Raw genomic sequence first — 21968 nt, 5'->3', positions numbered from 1 at the left:
CGAGCCATTTGTTTAAAGTTCAAGGATAGGCCGCGTAGAGTGGACACCATGAAGGCACCCGCATCCGCACCGACACCGGGATCCGCCCCGGAGCCCCAGGAACCGCGCTGGCTCAGCGACGAGGAGCAGCGCGTCTGGCGCTCCTTCATGGAGGGCGTCACCCTCCTCGACGACCATCTCGACCGTCAGCTCCAGCGCGACGCGGGCATGCCGCACGTCTACTACGGCCTTCTGGTCAAGCTCGCCGAGGCGCCGCGGCGGCGGCTGCGGATGACCGAGCTGGCGATGCTGGCGAAGATCACCCGCTCCCGCCTCTCGCACGCCATCGCGCGCCTGGAGAAGAACGGCTGGGTGCGCCGCGAGGACTGCCCCGACGACAAGCGGGGCCAGTTCGCCGTCCTCACGGACGAAGGCTACGAGGTGCTGCGGCAGACCGCGCCGGGCCATGTGGAGGCCGTACGCCAGGCGGTCTTCGACCGGCTCACCCCGGAACAGCAGAAGTCCCTCGGCGAGATCATGCGGATCGTCGCCGAGGGACTCCAGCCGACCGAAGCGGGTGCGGACCTGCCCTGGCTCCGCTGAGCCGGGGCAGGTCCTGGATTCCGCAGGTACGAGGCGTCCCCTTCCTCGCGCCTGCGGATGGCCCGAAGGCCTGCGGACGGCCCGAAGGGGTGAGGGCCTCGGCCGTCAGTGGGCGACGACCGGGACCACTGCCGTCAGTGAGCGACGACCGGGACCACTGCCGTCAATGGGCGACGACCGGGACCACTGCCGTCAGTGAGCGACGACCGGGACCACTGCCGTCAGTGGGCGACGACCGGGATCTGCACCTCGTCCACCGTGTCCGCGTCGGAGCCGGTCACCGTGGTGGTGCCCGGGCGACCGGCGTTGACGAAGGTCAGGGCGATCACGGCGGCCGCCACGAGGATGCCGACGGCGAACCAGATAGCGCTGGTGTAGCCCGTGACCATGGCCTCCAGCTGGACCAGTTGCTGCTGGGACCGGCTGGTCGCGCCGGCGATGTGGTCGGCGACGTACGCCGTGGTCGCCGAGGCGGCGATGGTGTTCAGCAGGGCCGTGCCGATCGCGCCGCCCACCTGCTGCGAGGTGTTGACCATCGCCGAGGCGACACCGGAGTCCCGCGGCTCGACACCCTGGGTGGCCAGCGACATGGCCGGCATGAACGCCGTACCCATGCCGAGACCGAGCAGCAGCATCGCCGGCAGCAGCAGGGCGGCGTACGAGGAGCCGATCTCCAGCTGGGTCAGCAGCAGCATGCCGAGTGCGGCGACCAGGAAGCCGGGGCCCATCAGCAGCCGCGGCGCGACCCGGGTCATCAGGCGTGTGCCGATCTGCGTGGAGCCCGTGATCATGCCCGCGATCATCGGCAGGAAGGCGAACCCGGTCTTGACGGGCGAGTAGCCCTTCACGATCTGCAGGTAGTAGGTCAGGAAGAGGAACAGGCCGAACATCGCGATGATCGCGAGACCGAGGGAGAGGTAGATGCCACCGCGGTTGCGCTCGGTGACCACCCGCAGCGGCAGCAGCGGGGCCTTGACCCTGGACTCGACGACCACGAAGGCGAGCAGCAGCACGGCCGAGGCGACGAACATGCCGACGGTCACGGCGTCACTCCAGCCGTCCGACTCGGCGCGGGTGAAGCCGTAGACGAGGGCGACCAGGCCGAGGGTGGACAGGACCACGCCGGGGATGTCGAGCGGGGAGCGGTTGCGGCCGCCCTCCGGCTCACGGATGACGAAGTAGGCGCCGGCCGCGGCGACGACGGCGAACGGGATGTTCACGAAGAACGTCCAGCGCCAGTCCAGGTACTCGGTGAGGACGCCGCCGAGGATCAGACCGACGGCACCGCCGCCACCGGCGATCGCACCGTAGATACCGAACGCCTTGGCGCGCTCCTTGGCATCGGTGAACATCACGGCGAGCAGGGAGAGCGCGGCGGGCGCGAGCAGCGCGCCGAAGGCACCCTGGAGGGCGCGGGCGCCGAACATCATCGCCTCGTTGGTGGCGGCGCCGCCCAGCGCCGAGGCCGCGGCGAAGCCGCCCAGGCCGACGACGAAGGCCTTCTTGCGGCCCCACAGGTCGGCTATCCGGCCGCCGAACAGCAGCAGACCGCCGAAGGCGAGGGCGTAGGCCGTGACGACCCACTGCCGGTTGCCGTCGGAGATGCCGAGGTCCTGCTGGGCGGAGGGCAGGGCGATGTTCACGATGGTGGCGTCCAGGACGACCATCAGCTGGGCGAGCACGATGAAGACGAGCGCTTTCCAGCGGCCCGGATCCGGTTCGGCTGGGGCTTGCGGGGCCTTGGAGGCTGTTTCAGACATGGAGGTACCCACTTCGGGACTTCGTGACGGAAGACTTCGGGACTTAACGACGGAAAAAGGGTGTGAGAAGGGGACGGCTCGCCTGCGGGACGGCCGTAGGGACTGTCGCCTGCGCTTCGCCTGTACGTCGCCTGCGCTTCAGACCGGCGGGACGGGCGGAACCAATCGCTCAGGACCAGCTCATCGGTCAGGACCTACTGATCGCTCAGGACTTACTCATCGCTCAGGACTGACGGAGATCCTCCAGGGTCACGGCCGTACCCGGCAGAACGGAACGAGCGGGAGCCCGCAGCCCGTCCAGGAACAGCTGAAGATGGCGGTGGACGAAAGAGTCGGCACGACAGCAGTCCGTACCGGCCGGGGGCCGACTGAGCTGGGCCACGGCGATCATGACGTCTCCGACTCCCACGTCGGAGCGGAGCTGCCCGGCCGTCCTGGCCCGGTCCATGACCTCCGCGACCTGCCGCTCGACGCGTTCGCGCGCGGCCTCCAGGTCCGGGTGGTGCTTGTCGAACGTGCTGGAGACCATCGGGCACAGCGCGCTGACCCGCTCGTCGGCGGCGGCGTGCACGAAGCGCTCCAGCGCCTCGAACGCGTCGCCGGTCTCGGCGAGCGCGAGCTCGGCCGCCGCGGCCGTACGGTCCATGACGGAGCAGACGACCTCGCGGACCAGCGCGTCGCGGTCCGGGAAGTTGCGGTACACCGTGGCGTTGCCGACGCCGGCCCGGCGGGCGATCTCGTCGAGCGGCACCTCGGGGCCGTGCTCGACGAACATCTCCCGGGCGGCGGTGACGATCCGCTCCCGGTTGCGCAGGGCGTCGGCGCGAGGCCGGGGCGCCTTGCGCTGTACGGGGGTGGCGGTCTGCACGGTGCGCTCCTGGTGAGGTGTGTGGCATGTGGCGTGTGGTGCTGCGATCCTCCGGCGATCCGGGGAGAGGTTCCCCGTTTCACCCGGACACATGGCTAAACGGGGACTGAGTCCCCGGTATTTCCCACCCCTGGGCTTTTTGTTTGTGACCTGCCTCACAAGTTGAGCGGGCGCAAGTCGAGCTGGCCGCTACCCACGGGAAACCCACGATCGGTCTCTCCCGGCGCGCGCACCCCCACACCTGCCGCGCAGGGTGATCGCACGGGTTGCAGCCGGAGACCGGAGGCTGCCGTGGCGCGGGAGGTCCCTTGCAGGTCCCTTGCATGCAGCCGCAGCCCCGGCGGCCCCGGTCAGGCGCCTCGAGGCCGCTGGGCCACCGGATACCCGGGCGCCGTCTGGCCGCCCTGGCCTGTGTGTCCGCCCTGACCTTCGCGGTCAGCACCTCGGCCGGCACGGGCCACCTCACCCCGGGCGCCACGACGGCAGGGGCGGGCCCGGTCTCCGTGTCCCGCACCTCCGCGCACGACCCCTGCATGATCCGCGGCTCCCGCGAGGTCCAGTTGTCCGAGGGCATCCCCACCCCCGACGTCTACTCCCGCTCCACCGGCACGGTCCGCGCCCTCACGCTGATGATCGACTTCTCCGACGCCCCCGGCGAGGGCAAGGCCCTGGACCGCTTCCGGGAGTTCTTCCCGCAGACCCGCGACTGGTTCCGCACCAGCTCCTACGGCCGCCTCGACTACCGCCCCGAGATCCCGATCCCGTCCTGGCTGCGGATGCCGAAGCCCTTCCGCGAGTACGGCATAGAGCGCGGGGCTCCGTTCGACCCCGGCTATCGCGCACTGGTGCAGGACCTCGTCGCCGCGGCCGACGCGAAGGTGGACTTCCGCGCGTACGACCTGCTGAACGTCCTGGTGACCCCGAACGCAGGCCCCTCCGCCCTGGACACGGTCCTGTCCGTCACCTTCGCCGGGAATCCCGAAGCCCCGCTGGCCGACGGCATACCCGTGGCCAACGCCTCGTTCGTCTACTCCCGCCAGGACGACGGCTCCGGCTCCTACGACCGCACCGGCTACCGCGTCCTCCCCCACGAGAACGGCCACGTCTTCGGCCTGCCCGATCTCTACACCGCCGAGGGCGGGGGCGCGGTCGGCCACTGGGACATCATGAGCGAGGACTGGGGCGCCAACAACGACTTCCTCGGCTGGCACAAGTGGAAGCTGGGCTGGCTGGACGCCGCCCAGGTGCACTGCGTCGCCTCCCCGGGCACGACGGACTACGCCCTCACCCCACTCGCGCTGCCCGGTGGCTCCAAGCTGGTCTTCCTCCCCCTGGACGGCAGGACCGGTTACGCCGTGGAAGTGCGCACCCGCGCGGGCAACGACGAGGCGGTGTGCCGCCCGGGCGTCCTGATCTACAAGGTCGACGCGGAGGTCGACACGGGCATGGGCCCGGTCACGGTCCACGACTCCCGCCGCGACAGCGGCGGCTGCACCCGCGCACCCAACGTCCACGCGGAACTGTCCGACGCGCCGTTCGTGCCCGGGGAGACGTTCCGGGATCCGGGGAGAGGGGTCGTGATCGAGGTGGCGGGGGTGGGGGCGCGGGCGGAAGCGGGAGCGGGAGCGGGGCCTGACGGGGGGTACCGGGTGCGGGTGACGAGGAGATGACGGGTGACGGGTGACGGGTGACGGGTGACGGGTGACGGGTGACGAGAGGATAGGAAGCGCGGACCTGCGGACCCAGATCACGTCCCGGATTCCGGATCACGTCCCGGATTCCGGTTTACGGTGGGCCTGCCGCGACCGCCGTACCGGAGAGCCGATGCCAGCGAAGCCCACGGATGATGTTCCCGAGGAGGCTGTTACGCCTGCCGACGGTAGGCCCACCCCGGATGAGGCGGTCGCTCCAGCCAAAGCGGGCACCCCAGTCGAGGCGGTCACTCCGGCTGAGGCGGTCACACCACTCATCCGCGGCATCGCGGTCCTGCGGGAGCTGACGCAGGCGGACGGCACGCTGAGCCTGAGCGGTCTGGAACGTGCCACGGGCCTCGCCCGCTCCACGGTCGACCGCGTCACGGCCACGCTGGCCCGCATGGGCTACGTCCGTCTGGACGGCCGGGACGTCCACCTGTCCCCCCGCCTGATGGAGCTGGGCAACGCCTACCTCGCCGCCCTACGCCTCCCCGCCCTGCTCTCCTCCCGGGCGGACGCCCTGGCCGACGAGCTGGACGAGTCGGTCTCCCTGGCGGTCGCCGACCGGGACGGCATCCGCTTCATCCACCAGGCGACCCGCCGCCGCGCGATGTCCCTGAGCTTCCGCATCGGCGACCTGCTCCCCGCCGAGCGCACCGCCCCCGGCCCCCTGTTCGCCACGGAGTGGACAGCCACGGACTGGCGGCGCTGGCGGGAACGCCGGGCGGCGGACCCGAGGGACCTGTCCTTCACGGCCGTACCCCCACGCCGCTACGGCGCGGACGGGGAAGACGGGACGGATGGGGCGGATGGGGCGGATGACACAGTCGGCGCGGGCGACGCGGTCCGGGCGGACGACGAGGCCTTCGCACGCCGCGCGGAAGAGGCGGCGGCGAACGGCTGGGCCGTCGACGACCAGCTGATCGAACCCGGCCTGGTGGCCATCTCGGTACCGGTCCGGACCGTTGGCAGGGGCGGCTGCCGGGTGGCGTGCGTGGCGAGCGTGGTGAGCCACACCAGCCGCCACACCGCGCACGACCTGCGCAAAACCCTCCTCCCGAGGCTGCGGTCGGCGGTGACGGAGATGGAACGCGAACTGCGCCACACCCCGCCCCCGGAGCCCGGCCCGCCCCCCTCGGACCTGGCGCTGTGGACGGGCGCGTCCAAGCAGCAGCTGGGGCGCGAGTTCATCGAATCCCTGGCCCGGGGCCTGACGGTCCTCACGGCCTTCGGCGAGGGCCGGCCGGAACTGACCCTCACGGAGGTGTCCCGGGCGACGGGCCTGGCCCGGGCGACGGCCCGCCGAGCCCTGATCACCTACGAACACCTGGGCCTCGTAAGCCCCGCAGGCCGCACCTTCGCCCTCACGCCCCGCGTCCTCTCCCTCGGCTTCCCACCCCTCTCCCGCACTACCCTCCCCGAGATCGCCCAGCCCCACCTGGTCGATCTGACGTCCCGCATCCACGAGTCGACGTCACTCGCGGTCCTCGCGGATTCGGGCGAAGAGATCCAGTACACGGCGAGGGTGGCGACGGGACGGGTGATGAGCGTGAACATCACGGTGGGCACGCGCCTGCCGGCCTACGCGACGGCCCTGGGCCGGGTCCTCCTGGCAGGCGCACCCACCGGCCGACTCCCCCTGGACGACCTACACCCCCTCACCCCCCACACGGTCACGGACGCACAGGCGCTGAAGAAGGCACTGACCTCGGTCCGCTCCCAGGGATACGCCCTGGTGGATGCGGAACTGGAGGAAGGCCTCCGCTCCATCGCCGTCCCGGTCCGCGACCGCTCGGGCCGCGTGGTGGCGGCGCTGAACACCGCGATGCACGCCAGCCGCCACACCCCGCAGGAGTGCGTGAGGGACCTCCTCCCCGAACTGAGATCGGCAGCGACCCGCATCGAAACGGACCTGCACACCGCCGCCCGCTTCACGTCCGTCCCGCTGACCTGACCCCAGCCCCCCAGACCCCCAGACCCCCAGACTCCGAGTACGACGAGACGTATCTGGGCTGAAGCGGCGCGACGACCATCGACAACAAGGAGACCTACTTACGGGTCGATGGCCCGTCGGTCTGGATCGAGTTCTCCAACCAGGGCGGCATCGTGGTCGACGGAGTGCACCAGCACACGATCTTCCGCGACCAGACCGCAGACTACGGATGGAACTGAGGGTTCCACGGTGCGCCGTCTCCTGCCCGCTCGCCCAGGTACGTCAGCACCAGCGCAAGGAGCTGCAGGAACGGCTGGGCCGGTGGCCGGACGAAGACGTCGAGACGTTCAGCCGCCTGCTCCGGCGGTTCGTCACGGTACTCGACTGACGTCCGGAACCCGCCCAGGACACCTCGCGGCGGCGGCGAGGACGAGCGCTCAGCGGTGACCGCAGACAGGACGGACGGAAACCCGTATGCGACGCGGACTCGGCACGCACATCCTCCACCGGCAAATACACCACTGTGGCCCATCCGGCACGCGGTTGAGCCGGATCGTCGGCGTCGCCATGGCGCGCAGGCGCCTTCAGCCGATCCGCCGTACGAAAGCCCACGAGAAACGACGGAACCATTGACCTCCGTTGGGCGCACCCCTACTTTCTGACCGATTCACCGAACTCGGTCCGGTATATCGGACGGCGTGATGGCGGCCGTAAGGCGCGTGCCCCGAAGCCCTCTCTCGCGACGCCTCGGGGGCAGCGTCCCGACAAGATCACGTTCCTTCCCCCTCTCACCCCCCATGGAGAGCCGCATGCCCCACACCGCTGCACGAGGATGGGCAAGACGCATCACCGCCCGGGTCCTCGCCGTCGGACTCCTCGTCGCCGGTCTGGCGAGCCTCGACCGGCAGGAGCCGTCGGCGCCCCTGACCGCCGAACCGGCCGCTGTGAGCACCCATCAGATCGGCGTCACCCCGCCGCCGATGGGCTGGGCGTCCTGGAACAGCTTCTTCAGCAGCATCGACCACAACGTGATCAAGCAGCAGGCCGACGCCCTGGTCTCCTCCGGCATGGCGGCGGCCGGCTACAAGTACGTCAACCTCGACGACGGCTGGTGGCAGGGCGACCGGGACGCGAACGGCAACATCGTCGTCGACGAGACCCTGTGGCCCGGCGGCATGAAGGCGATCGCCGACTACATCCACAGCAAGGGACTGAAGGCCGGCATCTACACCGACGCCGGCAAGCAGGGCTGCGGCTACTACTACCCCACCACCCGCCCCGCCGCCCCCAACACCGGTATGGAGGGCCACTACCGGCAGGACCTGGAGACCTTCCAGCGCTGGGGCTTCGACTACGTGAAGATCGACTGGTGCGGCGGCCGGGTGGAGGGCCTGGACCAGGAGACCACGTACAAGCAGATCGCCGCCGCGAACGAGGCCGCGTCGGCCGCGACCGGCCGCAAGCTGGTGCTGTCGTTCTGCGAGTGGGGCACCGGACTGCCGTGGAACTGGGCGACGGGCCACGGCGACCTGTGGCGCACCAGCCACGACGTGCTCCTGTACAGGGAGACCCCGGGCCTGACGAAGATGTACCGCAACTTCGACGAGGCCCTGCAGCCCGCGGCCCAGCACACCGGCTACTACAACGACCCCGACATGCTGATGGGCGGCCTGAACGGTATGACCGCCCAACGCAACCGGCTGCACATGAGCCTGTGGTCGATCGCCGGCGCCCCTCTCCTGGCCGGCAACAACGTGGCCACGATGACCGCCGAGACTCGCGGCATCCTCACCAACCCCGAGGTCCTGGCCGTCAACCAGGACCCGCGCGGGCTCCAGGGCGTCAAGGTCGCCGAGGACACCCGGAACCTCCAGGTGTACGGCAAGATCCTCTCCGGCACGGGCAAGCGCGCGGTGATGCTGTTCAACCGCACCGGCTCCGCCGCGAACATCACCGTCCGCTGGGCCGACCTCGGCCTGACCCCGGCCTCCGCCCGTGTGCGCAACGCCTGGACCCGTACCGACGCCGGATCGTTCGCCACCGGCTACACCACCTCCGTCCCGGCGAACGACGCGGTCCTGCTGACCGTCTCCGGCACCGAGGCCTCCGGCTCGACGTACGAGGACACCACCACCGCCACCACCCCGACGTTCGGCAACGTCGCGGCCTCCGCGGCGGGCACCAAGCTGGTGGACATCACCTACGCCAACGGCTCCACCACCGCCCGCAAGGCCACCATCCGGGTGGGCGGCCAGTACACGTACGTCGTGTCCTTCCCGCCGACCGGCTCGGCCACCACCCACCGAACCGTCTCCGTGCTGGCCCACCTGGCCAAGGGAATGAACACCGTCCGGTTCGCCGCGGTCTCAGGCAGCACCGCCCCCGACATCGACGCCCTGCGCGTGCAGGGCATCCCCGGCACCGACGGCACCGCCCTGGCCGGCTCCGCCTCGGGCCGCTGCGTGGACATCGACAAGAACACCTACGTCAACGCCACCCAGGCACAGATCTGGGACTGCTCCGGCGGACGCAACCAGACCTTCCAGCGGACCTCGCGCGGTGAACTCGTCGTCTACGGCAACAAGTGTCTCGACGCCGACAACAACGGCACCACCAACGGCACCAAGGTCATCATCTGGGACTGCACAGGCGGCACCAACCAGAAGTGGACCGCCCACGCCGACGGCACCGTCACCAACAACCTCTCCGGCCTCTGCCTGGACGCCTCCGAGGCGGCAACCGCCAACGGCACCAAGCTGATCCTGTGGACCTGCAACGGCCAGACCAACCAGAAGTGGACACTCACCTGACCTGACGCCGCCACGGTGTTAGGTCACCGTGCCGACCCCCGAACCCGATCCCGGCAACCGGACCTCCGGTTGCCGGGATCTGATGGTTGACGGGATCTGCCAGTTGACGGGATCTACCGGTCCGAGGCGGTCGGCACCTGGGTGGGCAACGACACCCGCAGAGCCCGAGACCGACCGTTCTCAGGCCACCGCCGGTCAGAGCTCCAGCAGTGGCCGCCGAATGCGAAGACGTCTTGGGCCCTCGTGCGGGCGGCGGCCGACGGCGAGGCCGGTGCGGGTGCCACCGGCACGTCCGGTCGCAGGAGAGCAGGGCACGGCACGGACCACCTTCTTCGCCGCCGGCCAGAAGTCGCCCTTCGCCCCTGAGCGCCCACCAACCAGGCACCGAAGGCCGACGCATAGCAGTCAGAGGCTCGCTGCCCTCCTCTCCGCATACAGAGGGGCCCTCGCTTACGCGAATCCGCTACGCTGTCCTTGATCACGTGCTGGTACGTCATGCTGTCCGCTCAGGCACCCCTGGGGAGAGCACCGCATCACGTGTGACCAGCAGGCTTGTGCTCCTCGCCGAAGATCCGCCGCCTGGATTTTCAGCAAGGTTTTTCCACAAGCTGCTGCCTTCGTGGGCCTTGCGGAAAAATGCGAACCCGCAGGTCAGGCCCTCACCGGAGCGAGCCCTGGGACAGGGCAGATGAAGACGCTGGAGACCTACCACGTCTTCGGGCGGTTCGCGAACGAGCCCGCGTTACGGCTTGCTGACCGGCTGGCCGCGATGGGCCCGACACGCATGCCCGTGACGGGCTTCCCTGAGGTGCGCGACGACGTCGTCCAGGCTCACGGCCAAGGAACGCTCGACATTGATCCAGTCGTCCTTGGCGTGACCGAGGAGGTACTCGCGCCGTTCGGGTGCGCGCTCCGCGCGCCAGTTCGTGATCAGCGCACGCAGTGTGAGTCGTGCCAACGCGGCAACCGGGAGCAGCGGGAGTTCCGAGGCCTGGATCGGCCGCTTGCGTTGGTAGCCGGCGGCGAAGGCGCAGGCGTCCCGCCAGGGATGATCCGGCGTCCTGCCGAGCAGGTTCGCCATGGGAACGGCGGGGTCGAAGATCACCGCACTGCGCACCGTGTCGCCGAAGTCGATGACACCGGTGACGAAGTGATCGCTCTGCGGATCCACCACGATGTTGTAAGGGCTGAAGTCGCCGTGGATCACTTGGGTTTCGAGATCACTCAGCCTCGGGACGAGGCTTTCACCGAAGAGCCGGAAGACCGACTGGGCCAACTGGCGGTGCTCGGGGCTCGGCGTGTGCTCGACCAGTTGGGTCAGCTGGTGGAAATGGCGGATGTCCCACGCCAGACCTCGTCGGTCCGCCGGGTGCGTGAACGGCCTGAGCGCCACGTCGATCAGCCCCAGCATCTCGCCCGCCTCGGCGAGCCGCTCCGCGTCCGGGTTCGCATCGGCCAGGACCTGGCCTTCGACGAAGTCGAACACCCGCAGGGTGCGAGTCCTGCCGTCGTTCAGCCTGATCGTGACATGGTCGTCTCCGTCGGCGGTCAGCTTCACCCGCTGGACAGGCAAGTGCGGAGCGGTGGTTTCGAGGTGGCGCATCGCGGCGGTCTGGAGGGCGACGACCGCCTCCGCCTCGTCAGGTGGTGAGACCTTCACGAGGTAGTTGCTCGAGTCGGTGCTGAGTTGGAACGTGTCGTCCTTCTCGGTCGCCAGTCGCCCCAAGCGCCCGGTGAGGCGGTAGTGCTCCTCAAGGAAAATGCTCACCAGCACCACGTCGATGGACTCGTGGGACGACGTCAGGCCGCTCTCCTGGAGGAGCCGCTGAGCATAGTTCGTAGCTGGTGAGGTGTTCACGGTCAGTCCCTTCGGTCAGCCTGTCACAGACGGTTCTTCGCGACCTCGGCGAAGGTCTCGAGGAATCGCGTTACATCGGCGGAGCCGAAGGCCAGCGGAGGGCGGATCTTCAGCGTGTTCGCCGACGTGCCCGTGCCGCTGATCAGGATGCGGCGATCGCGCATGTCGTTGATGACGTCTTCGGCACGTGCGCGGTCGGGCTCGAGGGTCTGGCGGTCCTTGACGATCTCCACGCCGACGTAGAGACCGGCGCCGCGGACTTCGGCGACGTAGGGGGAATCCTTGGTGATCTCCCTCAGCCCCGCGCGCAGAGCGTTGCCGCTCTCCAGGACGCGCTGCTGCACGTTCTCCTTCTCGAAGACGTCCAGCACCGCGGCGCCTGCGGCCACGGGGATGGAGCTGCCGCCGAAGGTGTTGAAGTAGCGGACGTTGCGTCCGAACTCCTCGCAGACCTCGGGGCGGAAGACCACACCCGAGATCGGCAGGCCGTTGCCCATCGGCTTGCCCATGGTGACGATGTCCGGCAGCACACCGTGGCGGCTGAAGCCCCACATCGACTCCCCGAGCCGGGCGAATCCCGACTGGACCTCGTCCGCGATGTAGACACCGCCGGCCGCGTGCACCTCCTCCACCACGGCCTGCATGTAGCCGGGGGGGTCGGTGAAGATGCCATCGCTGCTGTAGGCGCAGTCGGTGATCAGGGCCGCGAGCCGGTACCCATGGCGCTCGAGGTCGTCGATCGCGCCGCGCACCTGCTGCCGCATGTGCTCGGCGAGCGTGGAGCCGGGCGCGACGAGGCGCGGGTCAGGAGCGTCGATGAGCCGGACGTTCGGGCCCAGCGGCGAGCCCGCGCCGAGGGTCGGTGAGAAGCTCGCCACCTCACGGGTGAGGCCGTGGTAGGCCCAGCGGGTGACGATGATGCCCTCGCCGCCCGTGTGGAACCGCGCCACCCGAACCGCCAGGTCGTTCGCCTCCGACCCGCTGCACGCGATGCTCAGCTTGGACAGCTCCTCGGGGAATGTCGCAAGAAGCCGCTCCGCGTAGTCGACCAGTGCTTCCTGGACGTAACGCGTGTTGGTGTTGACCACCGCCATCTGGCGGGCGACGGCCTCGACAACGTGGGGGTGGGCGTGCCCGACGCAGGGGACGTTGTTGTAGGCGTCGAGGTAGTCGTTGCCGTCGCGGTCGATCAGGTGGGCGCCGCGGCCGGAGACGAACTCGACCGGCTCCCTGTAGATCAGTGTGTAGCCAGGGCCCAGCACCTTGTTCCGGCGCTGGATGGTCTCTTGGAGGTGCTCGGGGAGTTCGCTCAGTACCCCGGGGTCGAACCGGTTGGGGTAGTGGGCTATCGCCCGACTCAGCGTCGAAGTCATCGGCAGGCACACCTTCAGTCTCGTTCCGGGGTTGCTCGCTGCGTTGGCCGGAACCATACCATCGTTAATTCCAGTTCCAATCTGAAACTAGAAACTTTGGTGTCCGCCCCGGTGATCGCCACGTCGACACGCCCAGGCGCCAGACCCGCGCCGCCTGCTGTCTCGACGTCCCGGCCGACGATGCCCTGCCCCAGCAGCACACCGTCCTTGCACGGCAGATGCCCCGGCACGTAGCGAATCGTGTAGACGCTGATATTCGTGGCAAGTACGCCTGAGTTCGGTGAGCAGCGATGTGGGGGCGAGAGCGGCACTGCCATGAGGCGAGAGATGCCGGCTGGCTGTCGCTGCCGTGGGGCTCTAGTGCCGACGCCGCCGGCGGTCGGCTCAGAAGGCCGGTGCGGACTTCTCCGAGAGCCGGTTCTGTTGCCGTGCTCCGAGCACGGCGTCGCGCAGCCGTTCCTGAACGACCGTCAGGCATGCGCAGACCGCGCCTTGTGCCGTCGACAGACCGATCTGATGCGGACCCGTCCTGATCTCTGGCACCGCCGGAAGGCTCTGGTCGAGCCGCCCGCGCACCTGGGGAAGGACGACATCGACGAGCGGGCGCAGCCGGCCCACGAAGTAGACCGACTCCGGGTCGAGCGTCACGGCGACGACGCTGACGGCGGTCACGATCGCGGTGGTGAACGCCTGCAGCACTTCGGCGTGCGGCGCCTCGGTGTGCGGCGCCTCGGTGTGCGGTTGCAGCCAGAGATCCTCGATGCGCTCCAGGTCGAGCCCTTGCTTGCGGGCGAACCGGAGGAGACCTCGGGCGCTCAGCAGCTCGTCGAGGTTCTCGTCGCCGACTCCGGAGGAGAGCACACCGATGCCCCCGAAGGTGGGTGTACCTCCCCGTGCGAGCTCATGATCCGTGCAGCTGGCGAAGTTCAGTGTGGTGCTGACGCTGAAGAGCGCGGCGTTCTTGATGGTTGCGTCGTTCGTGAGGATCCCGAGCAGGGACGCGTTGGCGTCGCTGTCGAGGAGCGCGGGGGCCTCGATGAGGTTTTCGACGGCTTGCTGGAGGCCTGAGCCCGCAAAGATTTTCATCGACTCCGCAGGGCCGAAGATCTCGGTGCCACCCCGGACCCGGCCGGGCACTGCGGCGACGATCTGACGCAGAGGACCCTGCGCAGATCGGGCGGCCTGCGCGATGAGGTCGACCAGCCATCGCGCGGCGTCCTCGACCTCCTGGTGATCGGCGGTGGGAACCGTCACGTGCTGGATCTCACGACCCCTCAGGTCGGTCACCAGCACGCCGGTGGTCTGGGCACCGAAGCTGACACCGGCGACGTGCCCGGTGGTGCCAGGCAGGTCCAGATAGGTGGAGCGGCGGCCGCGGCCGGTGATCTCGTCGATCCCGCTGTCGACGACGAAGCCGTCGGCCCGCAGCTCCTCAACCGCTCTGGACACAGTGGCCTTGCTCAGGCCCGTCAGCTCGATGAGCTGGTTCCGCGTCAAGGGCGCGTGGGAGAGGACCACGTCGAGGACTGATGCCTTGTTGTAGTCGCGCGAGGTCGGATTGGTCACGTGATGACCATAGCGAGCCCGGTACGCCGATCGGGCAGGGGCCGGTTTGGGCGGTCCGACCAGGGGTTTCGACGCGGTGAGAAGCGGGTGTTCCGGTGGATCCGTCGCTCCCGCCCGGGCACGCTCGAAGGGGTCCGTATCGGCGTCTTCCGCCTTGCCGGACGGTTCTCGACTCATCTGTCATGAACTCCGTAGGTCCCCCAAGCACTCCAGGGGCGCATCGCCGCGTTGCGGAGAAGGGCAGAAAGCCCGGGGGCGACGACCAGCTGACTGCCGGCAGCGAGCATTCGCGGACCAGTGCAATCCTGTGCGGCCAGCCGCTGGTCAACGGCCGAAACGACCTCGACGTAGCTGGGCCGGCGCCCTGCCTTGGAGCGGCTTGACCGCATACCGCGAGCATAACAGGTTTCTTATTTCAGGCTGGAACTGTAACAAATGGCGTTGGCTTGAGGCCAGCAGCGAGCACGGTAGATGCCCGCGGCGGATCAGGTCGGGCTGGATCCGCTCGACAGGCTCGCCGAGCACCCGGCGGCGCAGGACCGTGTGCGACATGTCGTCGGTGATGACCGGCGGCCGGCCGCCGTGCCGCGAACAGCAGCTCACCCCGTATTTGATCTCGCTCGCACAAAGGGCCCGCATGCGAGAGAAGGCTGATGTCGAGCGGGTACCCTTCTGCCGTTAGGTAGACTGACCTACCTAGCAGTAGGGAGGCAGTGTGATGAGCGAAACCGGAACGGCGGCAGAGCGTCCCAGGCGGAGGGGGACAGCGCGCGAGAAGCTGCTCGCTGCCGCAGCCCGGCGCTTCTACGCGGACGGCGTGGCGGCGACGGGGATCGACACGATCACCGCCGAGGCGGGCGTGGCGAAGATGAGCCTGTACAACAACTTCTCCTCCAAGGCCGAGCTGGTGATGGCCTACCTCGATGCGCGGCACGAGGAATGGCTGGGCCTGTACCGGCGGCGACTGGAAGGGGCGCAGGACGGTCGCGGCGGCGTGCTGGCCGTCTTCGACGCGTACGCCGACCACGCGGCCTTCGCCTACGAGCACGGCTTCCGGGGCTGCGGCCTGCTGAACGCCGCCGCCGAGCTGCCTGCCGGTGACGGGGGGCGGGCCGTGGTGCGCCGGCACAAGGAAGAGGTCGAGGATCTGATCGCCGGGCATCTTGATCAGCTGCTGCCCGGGCGGCCCGAGGAAGCCCGCGCCATGGCGGAACACCTGTCGTTCCTGCTGGAAGGAGCGACGGCGCGGGCCGGACTGGAGGGCGCGGCGACGCGTCTGGAGCACGCCCGGGCGCTGGCGGCCGACCTGCTGGACCGGCTGTGACGCGGACCGCCGGACATACGGCCGGCTCAACGGGCGTGGGGGCGGTGTGCGTGCTTATGGCGTCCGTGCTGTGGGGCACCACTGGCACCGCCGCGACCTTCGCCCCCGCGGTGGGGCCGCTCGCGATCGGGGCCGTGGCCATGGGCGTGGGCGGACTGCTCCAGGCGCTCATCGCCGCCCCCCGTATCCGCCGAGAGGGCCCTCGGCTGCGTGCGCAGAAGGGCGCGGTGCTGGTGGGGGCGCTGTCGGTGGGGGTCTATCCCCTGGCGTTCTACAGCTCTATGCACCTGGCCGGGGTCGCCGTCGGCACAGTCGTGTCGATCGGCTCGGCTCCGCTCTCCTCGGCCCTGGTCGAGCGTGTCGTCGACGGGCGCCGCCTCACGCGCCGCTGGATGACCGGCGCCGCTCTGGGCCTGTCCGGGACGGTCCTGCTGTGCGCGGCCGAAGCCGCCAGCTCCCCTTCCGTCCCCGGCGCCCGCCCCGCGGGCGACACCGTGCTCGGCGTGGGACTCGGCCTGGTGGCCGGGCTCACCTACGCCCTGATGTCCTGGGCGGCCCACCGCCTGATCAGCCGCGGTGTCACCTCCCGCACGGCGATGGGGACCGTCTTCGGGATCGGCGGGCTGCTGCTGATGCCGGTGCTGCTGGCCACCGGTGCCCCGCTCCTGGCCTCCTGGTCCAACGCGGCCGTCGGCGCCTACATGGCTCTGGTGCCCATGTTCGTCGGCTACATCCTGTTCGGCTGGGGGCTGGCGCACGTGCCGGCCAGCACCGCGACCACCCTCTCGCTGCTGGAACCCGCCGTCGCGGCCGTCCTGGCCGTGCTCGTCGTCGGTGAACGCCTGCCCCTGCTGGGCTGGACCGGTATCGGCCTGGTCGTCGGCTGCCTCGCCGTACTCACCATGCCCACCCGCACCACAGCGAGGTCCCGGGCAACCTCCACGGGGCCGGCCACAACCGCCCCAAGGGACGCCGTCGCTGTGGCCGGGCCCGGCACATCGCCCTGACCCAGGCGCTCAGGGGCGGCGGGCCTACCCGTCATCAGGGCGGGCGCGATGCTGGGGGTACGCGTCCTCAAGGTGCCGCCCCATCCCGCCACTGCGACGGCAAGGGGGAGGTGGGAGTTCATGTCCAGCTCGAACCGGCCGTAGGCCGTAGAGGTGTACGTGGGTCCAGAACAGCGGGGACAGGGCCCGCCGGTCGGCGTCGGTGAGCCGCTTCCGCCACTTCTCCTCGCTCAGGATGTCCTGCAGCAGGGTGTTGACGTGCACCAGCGCGGACTGGAGCAGGAGCAGGAGCAGGAGCAGGAGCAGGGCGAGCATGGAGACTCCTGGGACTCCTTGCCGGAGCCGGTCAGCCCGCTGTCCTTGCCGTAGAACTGATCGTGGTTGGCGGAGTTCCAGTTCTCCACGACCTGGAGCCCGTCGTTGATCTCGCGCCGCAGGTCCGCGTCGGCGAGGTAGTCGCAGATGTACGCCCCACCTACCGCTCGCCCGAGTTCCTCGATCGCCCGGTAGGTGGGGTGCTGTGGGCGAAGGCGGACCCGACGATGGAGGCGCCGTGCGTGTCGGTGTACTGCCGGTCGATCTCCACGTCCGTGCAGTGCCGCAGCACGCCTCGATCATCGCGGCGACCTCGGAGACCGAGCACGATGTGTGCCGGCTGTAGACGCACAGCGGCTCTTCTCGACGGTCGGGTAGCCGGGGCCCGCATCGGCGCCTTCGCACGCGTGATGCTGGCAGCGCACCCGTGATGCTGGCGGCAGTGCGAGCATCACGGCCCGATCCGCGGCAATGACAAGCCGGCGCCTTGGTGTCGGACGGTCTCACCGAGGTCGGAGGATCAGTGGCCCGCGACGACGCCGGAGAGTTCGTTCGTGCTCTTCGGCAGGGTCACAGAGGTGACCTTCTTGCCCGATTCGATGTCGACGGCGTGCAGTTGGCGCTTGCCCGGCTCTGAGACGTATGCCGTGTGGTCGCGGACGAAGAGGGTGGGCCGGGGCTGCTGCCAGTCCAGCGGCTCCTGCCATGCGTCCACGACGGAGATCTTCTTGTCCACCTTGCCCGTCTCGGGGTCGATGACGTGGAGGGCGCCGTTGGTGCCGAGGAGGAGGGCCTCGCCGTGGGGTCCGCGGCCGAGCGAGCGGAAGGAGTAGCTGGTGCCCAGGTCGACCAGGCGCAGCTTCCCGGTCTCGGTGTTGATGAGGGAGATGCGGGTCGGCCGCTCCAGTTCGGCCTCCGGGTCGGTCTTGTAGTCGCCCAGGAGGACGGGCGAGGTGTCGCTGCCACTCTGGTTGCCGATGCGGCCGTAGTCGTCGGGGGCGTCGACCTTGGTGAACTTGCCGTCCTTGTAGATCAGGAGGCCGTCCTCGCAGCCGATGCCGACGGCCTCGCCCTTGGCCGCGGCCTCGCCGTGGACGCCGGGGCAGTTCTCGTTGCGCTTGATCTCCTTGTTGTTCTTGTCCAGGACGAGGGCGCCGGTGCGCTTCTCCTCGGTGCCGAGGGTGGTGAGGAGTTCGCCGTCGCTCAGTTCGATGGCAACACCGTGGTGCGGCTCGGCGGAGGTGTAGGTGCGGCCTTCGGGCTTCTTGCCGCCGTCGAGGTCGTTGGGGTCGAAGACGTTGACCTCGCCGGTGCCGTCGGTGAACAGGATCGTCTTGCCGGCATGCCGTACGACGTGGCCGGGCTTGGCGCCCTTGTACTCGATGCCGGTGAAGGTCTGCTCGGCGGCGTTCAGGACGCGGAAACCGGCGTCGGTGGAGACCATGACGTGGGAGTCGTCGCCTGCGGGGTTGAGACGGTTGAAGCCGGGCAGCTCGATCGTGCCGGCCAGCTTCAGGCTCTCGCCGTCCAGGACGTACAGTCCGCCGTCGAACGTGGCGACCACCGGGTCCTTGACCGCCACGGCCTTTGTGCTCGGCGCCGCCTTGGCCTTCGTGTCGGACGAGGAGGTGTCCTCTCCTCCGCAGGCGGTCAGGACCGCGGAAGCCGCCAGGGCGAGGGCCGTGCCCGTGAAAGCTCGGTTGCGTATCGGCTTGTTCACCGGTGTGTTCCTTTCTGTGCCGCGCGAGCGCGGCGTGGGGTGGGGAGTGTGTGATGGCCGTGGTCGGCCGGTGTCCAGGTCAGGGGCGCTGGTTCAGGCGCTGGTCAGGCCGTCGGTCATGGCGGTGGTGTTGGCGCGCATCATCTGCAGGTAGGTGCCGGCGCCCTTGCCCTTCTCGGTCAGGGATTCGGAGTAGAGCTCGACGACCCGCACCTGGCCGCCCAGTTCGGTGCGCAGGACTTCGGCCAGCCGCTTGGGCTGGGACGAGTCCGCGAACACGGTTCGTACGCCTGCCTTGCGCATCGCCTCGGTGAGTGAGCGCAGGTCGGAGGAGCTGGGTGAGGCCAGCGTCGTACCGCTCGGGATCACCGCGCCGATCACCCGGAAACCGAAACGCTCGGCGAGGTAGCCGAAGACGTGGTGGTTGGTCACCAACGCCCGCTGTTTCTCCGGTATGCGGTCGAAGGACTTCTCCATCCTGGCGGTGAGGTCGGCGAGTTGGCCGTCATAGCGGTCGGCGTTGTCGCGGATCGCCTTCTCGTCCACGCCGTCCACGTGCTCAACGACCTGGTCTGCGATCAAACCTGTGGCCTTGCGGACGCGGTCGGGGTCGGTCCAGAAGTGCGGGTCGGGCTGTCCGGCCTCCTCCTCGGGGCCGCCGTCGTCGTGTGCCTGGAAGGTCAGGGGGTCCACCGCCTTGCCGGCCTCGAAGGTGGGCACCCCGGACTCGCGGGCGGCTTCCACGTGCCGCAGGACGTTCTCCTCCAGACCGAGCCCGTTGAAGACCACCAGGTCGGCGCGCTCCAACTCGGCGGCCTGCACGGCCGACAGGCCGAAGGAGTGCGGGTCGGCGTTCGGCTTCATCAGCACGGTGACGTCGGCTTCGTCGCCGACGATCTGCTGCGTGATGTCGCCCAGGATGTTGGTCGTCACGACCACCCGGGGCCGGTCGTCGCTGCTCCTACAGCCGGTGCCGGCACCGGTCAGGGCGAGGGTGAGCAGGACCAGCAGGAGGGTGCGCGGCCGCCGCTCCCCTCGCGTCCGTCTCGTCATCGTCCGGCCTCCACCATCAGGGCCGGCTCGATGTCCAGGTCGAAGGTGCGCGCGACGCGCAGGTTGTCGTTGTAGTCGATCTCGTACACGCGTTTGCCCTTGGAGTCGTTGAGGTAGGCGCGGCTGCGGTCGACCTCGATGACCGGTGCCGCCTTCCCGTCGGCCCAGGTCTCGGGGGCGCCCGTCAGAAGCGGCTTTGTCTTGGAGACCTGCTTGCCGCTGGCGATGTCGTAGCCGTGGAGTGCTCCGTCGGTCTCCAGGACGATCAGGACGGAGCCCTCGCCGGCGGTGTTGGCGGAGACGACGGAACCGGTCTTCACTCGTGTCCACGCGCGCTCGCTGACATCCAGCACACACACAGCCCGGTCACCGGCGGGCGCCGTGAGCGTGTCGCTGCCGGGCCGGTGCCGGAAGGCCGTGGCCCGTTCCGCTTCGGGTACGTCGCTGCCGTACGGGATCTTCTCGGCGGTGAAGGTGCCGTCGGCCTCACGGACGAGCAGGGCGCCGTCGGCGCAGCCGAGGACGACTCCGCGCCGGGTGACGGCGTCGCCCCGCGCTTCCTCGCACCCGGCGTCCGGCGACGCGGCCCGCTTGCCCTCGCGGTCGTACACCACGACCTTCCCGCCCTCCGTGACACCGAGCAGGTGCTCCGCGTACGGCACGACGGCTCCCGCGTGCGTCCCGGGAAGCGTGCGGGCGGAGCCGACCTTGCCCTTCTCCAGACCGGCCCGGTGATAGCTCCTGGCGCGGCCGTCCTCGTCGGTCACCGCTGTCACGGCGGCATCGCTGCGGACGCGGGTGCCCGGGCCTGCGGGCAGCCGGCCCACGTCACGTATCGCCGCGCGGTAGTAGTGGACGTGATCGCCGTGGTCCACCATCCAGGCGCCGCTGTCCAGGACGCGCGTGCCGTCCGCGGTGTGGAAGTAGCCGAAGCGGCCGTCGGTGGTCAGTTCCGTGGTGCCCGTCGTCCGGGACACCTCGTGCGTCTTGCCGGTGATCAGATCGAGTACCCGGGTGTCTCCGGTGGCCGGGTCGTTGAGCAGCAGCCGCGACTGCTGCTCGGCCTTCTCCTGGGCCCCCTTGACGTAACCGTGCGGAGCGGAGGCCGAGGCGGTGGCCTTCGGGGCGGACGCGGTGTCGTCGCGGCTCGCGCAACTCGTGGTGAGCAGGGAGATCGCCACGAGCGCGGCGGGCGCCCAAGGTATGACGTTGCTTCGGACGAGCAAAGGGATCGCCTCAGGTTCTTTCAGTCGGTCGCTGCGGCGTGAGCGCCGAGGAGGCGCGCGCGGCTGCGGTGGCGGAGGCCGGATGCCAGGTGGGAGAGGAAGAACAGGCTCACCGCGAGGGCCGAGACGGTCGCGCCGGCCGCGGTGCTCAGGTGCCAGGACAGCAGCAGGCCTCCGAAGGTGGCGGTGATGCCGAGGAGCGCCGCGAGGGCCATGACGCCCCGCACACTGCGCGCCCAGGGCAGCGCTGCGGCCGGCGGGGCGATGAGCAAACCCAGCACCAGCAGCGTGCCCACAATGTGGAAGGAGGCGACGATGGCCAGCGCCAGCAGGCCGAGCAGCAGGGCGTGGGCCAGGCGGGGCCGCAGGCCGAGCGTCTGGGCCTTGCGTGAGTCGAAGGCCAGGGCGAGGAAGGCGCGGTGGCCGAGGACCGAGACGGCTAGTGCCAGCAGCAGCGCCACACCCAGCAGCACCAAGTCCTGCTCGCGGACGGCGAGGACGTCACCGAAGAGGAACCCGGTCAGGTCGACCGCGAAGGACTGCGACCGCGAGACGATGATGACACCGAGCGACAGCATCCCCACGAACAGCAGCCCAATCCCGGTGTCCTGGGACAGCCGCGGGGTGCGGCCGAGAGCCGTGACGCCGGCCGTCATGACGGCCGCGCTCAGCAGCGCCCCCAGCAGCAGGTTGCCGCCGAACAGCGCGGCGAGCGCGACTCCGGGCAGCAGCCCGTGCGACATGGCGTCACCGAGGAAGGCCATTCCCCTGAGCACCACCCAGGTGCCGGCCAGGGCACAGATCGCCGACACCAACATTCCGCCCCACAGGGCCCTCTGCACGAAGGTCACCTCGAAAGGGCCCGTCAACCACTCCATA

At 69.6% G+C, this 21968-nt stretch carries 20 protein-coding genes; 8 read left to right on the top strand and 12 right to left on the bottom strand.

The features are described from left to right. Positions 1–48 precede the first annotated feature (48 nt). Positions 49–582, top strand: a complete 534-nt coding sequence (locus ACZ5TL_RS17390) for a MarR family winged helix-turn-helix transcriptional regulator (protein WP_468590640.1) — start codon at positions 49–51, stop codon at positions 580–582. 221 nt (positions 583–803) lie between these two features. Here the strand turns inward: ACZ5TL_RS17390 and ACZ5TL_RS17385 are convergent, their stop codons facing one another. Together ACZ5TL_RS17385 and ACZ5TL_RS17380 are read right to left on the bottom strand one after the other, a co-directional pair. Beyond that, entirely contained in the window at positions 804–2342 is a 1539-nt protein-coding gene (locus ACZ5TL_RS17385) for an MFS transporter (protein ID WP_468590638.1), read from the bottom strand. A 223-nt stretch (positions 2343–2565) separates the two neighbouring features. After that, positions 2566–3210 carry a TetR/AcrR family transcriptional regulator gene (locus tag ACZ5TL_RS17380; protein WP_468590637.1) on the bottom strand — a complete coding sequence of 215 codons (645 nt, stop codon included), beginning with the start codon at positions 3208–3210 and terminating at the stop codon, positions 2566–2568. Between the two features lie 323 nt (positions 3211–3533). Between ACZ5TL_RS17380 and ACZ5TL_RS17375 the strand changes: the two genes are divergently transcribed. The 5 genes from ACZ5TL_RS17375 (at position 3534) to ACZ5TL_RS17355 (ending at position 9647) form a co-directional block, all read left to right on the top strand. Continuing rightward, positions 3534–4880, top strand: coding sequence for a M6 family metalloprotease domain-containing protein (locus ACZ5TL_RS17375; protein WP_468590635.1), 1347 nt, complete (start codon positions 3534–3536; stop codon positions 4878–4880). A gap of 154 nt (positions 4881–5034) precedes the next feature. Next, positions 5035–6858 (top strand): IclR family transcriptional regulator domain-containing protein, encoded by a 1824-nt coding sequence (locus ACZ5TL_RS17370; protein ID WP_468590634.1) that lies wholly within the window; start codon positions 5035–5037, stop codon positions 6856–6858. 77 nt (positions 6859–6935) lie between these two features. Beyond that, positions 6936–7076, top strand: a complete 141-nt coding sequence (locus ACZ5TL_RS17365) for a DUF3500 domain-containing protein (RefSeq protein ID WP_468590913.1) — start codon at positions 6936–6938, stop codon at positions 7074–7076. Next, a complete protein-coding gene (locus ACZ5TL_RS17360) occupies positions 7067–7225 on the top strand; it encodes a hypothetical protein (protein ID WP_468590633.1) in 159 nt (52 codons plus the stop codon). Before ACZ5TL_RS17365 ends, ACZ5TL_RS17360 begins: the two co-directional genes overlap by 10 nt. 421 nt (positions 7226–7646) lie before the next feature. Further along, the gene (locus ACZ5TL_RS17355; RefSeq protein ID WP_468590632.1) at positions 7647–9647 is read left to right on the top strand and encodes a ricin-type beta-trefoil lectin domain protein; all 2001 of its coding nucleotides are present in this window, start codon (positions 7647–7649) and stop codon (positions 9645–9647) included. Between the two features lie 742 nt (positions 9648–10389). Here the strand turns inward: ACZ5TL_RS17355 and ACZ5TL_RS17350 are convergent. The 4 genes from ACZ5TL_RS17350 to ACZ5TL_RS17335 all read right to left on the bottom strand — a co-directional run bounded on the left by ACZ5TL_RS17350 (position 10390) and on the right by ACZ5TL_RS17335 (position 14444). Further along, positions 10390–11424: a phosphotransferase gene (locus tag ACZ5TL_RS17350; protein ID WP_468590631.1), complete on the bottom strand. Its 1035-nt coding sequence runs from the start codon at positions 11422–11424 to the stop codon at positions 10390–10392. A 104-nt stretch (positions 11425–11528) separates the two neighbouring features. After that, complete coding sequence (locus tag ACZ5TL_RS17345) at positions 11529–12878, bottom strand: aspartate aminotransferase family protein (RefSeq protein ID WP_468590630.1); 1350 nt, start codon at positions 12876–12878, stop codon at positions 11529–11531. Positions 12879–12892: 14 nt separating this feature from the next. Further along, positions 12893–13195 carry a hypothetical protein gene (locus ACZ5TL_RS17340; RefSeq protein ID WP_468590628.1) on the bottom strand — a complete coding sequence of 101 codons (303 nt, stop codon included), beginning with the start codon at positions 13193–13195 and terminating at the stop codon, positions 12893–12895. 67 nt (positions 13196–13262) lie between these two features. Further along, entirely contained in the window at positions 13263–14444 is a 1182-nt protein-coding gene (locus ACZ5TL_RS17335; RefSeq protein WP_468590627.1) for an ROK family transcriptional regulator, read from the bottom strand. 718 nt (positions 14445–15162) lie between these two features. Between ACZ5TL_RS17335 and ACZ5TL_RS17330 the strand changes: the two genes are divergently transcribed. After that, entirely contained in the window at positions 15163–15768 is a 606-nt protein-coding gene (locus ACZ5TL_RS17330) for a TetR/AcrR family transcriptional regulator (RefSeq protein ID WP_468590626.1), read from the top strand. Next, positions 15765–16775, top strand: coding sequence for a DMT family transporter (locus tag ACZ5TL_RS17325; protein ID WP_468590625.1), 1011 nt, complete (start codon positions 15765–15767; stop codon positions 16773–16775). The genes ACZ5TL_RS17330 and ACZ5TL_RS17325 overlap by 4 nt, the downstream gene beginning before the upstream one ends. 24 nt (positions 16776–16799) lie before the next feature. On the opposite strand, the gene ACZ5TL_RS17320 is transcribed toward ACZ5TL_RS17325, so the two are convergent. From ACZ5TL_RS17320 to aztB, 6 genes are all read right to left on the bottom strand, one after another. Next, positions 16800–17090 carry a Tn3 family transposase gene (locus ACZ5TL_RS17320; RefSeq protein WP_468590624.1) on the bottom strand — a complete coding sequence of 97 codons (291 nt, stop codon included), beginning with the start codon at positions 17088–17090 and terminating at the stop codon, positions 16800–16802. Beyond that, positions 17006–17275: a Tn3 family transposase gene (locus ACZ5TL_RS17315; protein ID WP_468590912.1), complete on the bottom strand. Its 270-nt coding sequence runs from the start codon at positions 17273–17275 to the stop codon at positions 17006–17008. The genes ACZ5TL_RS17320 and ACZ5TL_RS17315 overlap by 85 nt, the downstream gene beginning before the upstream one ends. Positions 17276–17610: 335 nt before the next feature. Beyond that, positions 17611–18810, bottom strand: coding sequence for a zinc metallochaperone AztD (gene aztD / locus ACZ5TL_RS17310; RefSeq protein WP_468590622.1), 1200 nt, complete (start codon positions 18808–18810; stop codon positions 17611–17613). A gap of 93 nt (positions 18811–18903) precedes the next feature. Next, positions 18904–19863, bottom strand: coding sequence for a zinc ABC transporter substrate-binding protein AztC (gene aztC / locus ACZ5TL_RS17305; RefSeq protein ID WP_468590621.1), 960 nt, complete (start codon positions 19861–19863; stop codon positions 18904–18906). Continuing rightward, complete coding sequence (locus tag ACZ5TL_RS17300) at positions 19860–21089, bottom strand: hypothetical protein (protein ID WP_468590620.1); 1230 nt, start codon at positions 21087–21089, stop codon at positions 19860–19862. The genes aztC and ACZ5TL_RS17300 overlap by 4 nt, the downstream gene beginning before the upstream one ends. Before the next feature lie 20 nt (positions 21090–21109). Next, positions 21110–21967, bottom strand: coding sequence for a zinc ABC transporter permease AztB (gene aztB / locus ACZ5TL_RS17295; RefSeq protein ID WP_468590619.1), 858 nt, complete (start codon positions 21965–21967; stop codon positions 21110–21112). Between the last annotated feature and the right edge of the window lies 1 nt (position 21968).

It is taken from the genome of Streptomyces sp. NPDC033136 (assembly GCF_055578235.1).
The sequence above is the reverse complement of the archived record's forward strand: the minus strand, read 5'-3'. Positions and strand labels throughout refer to the sequence as shown.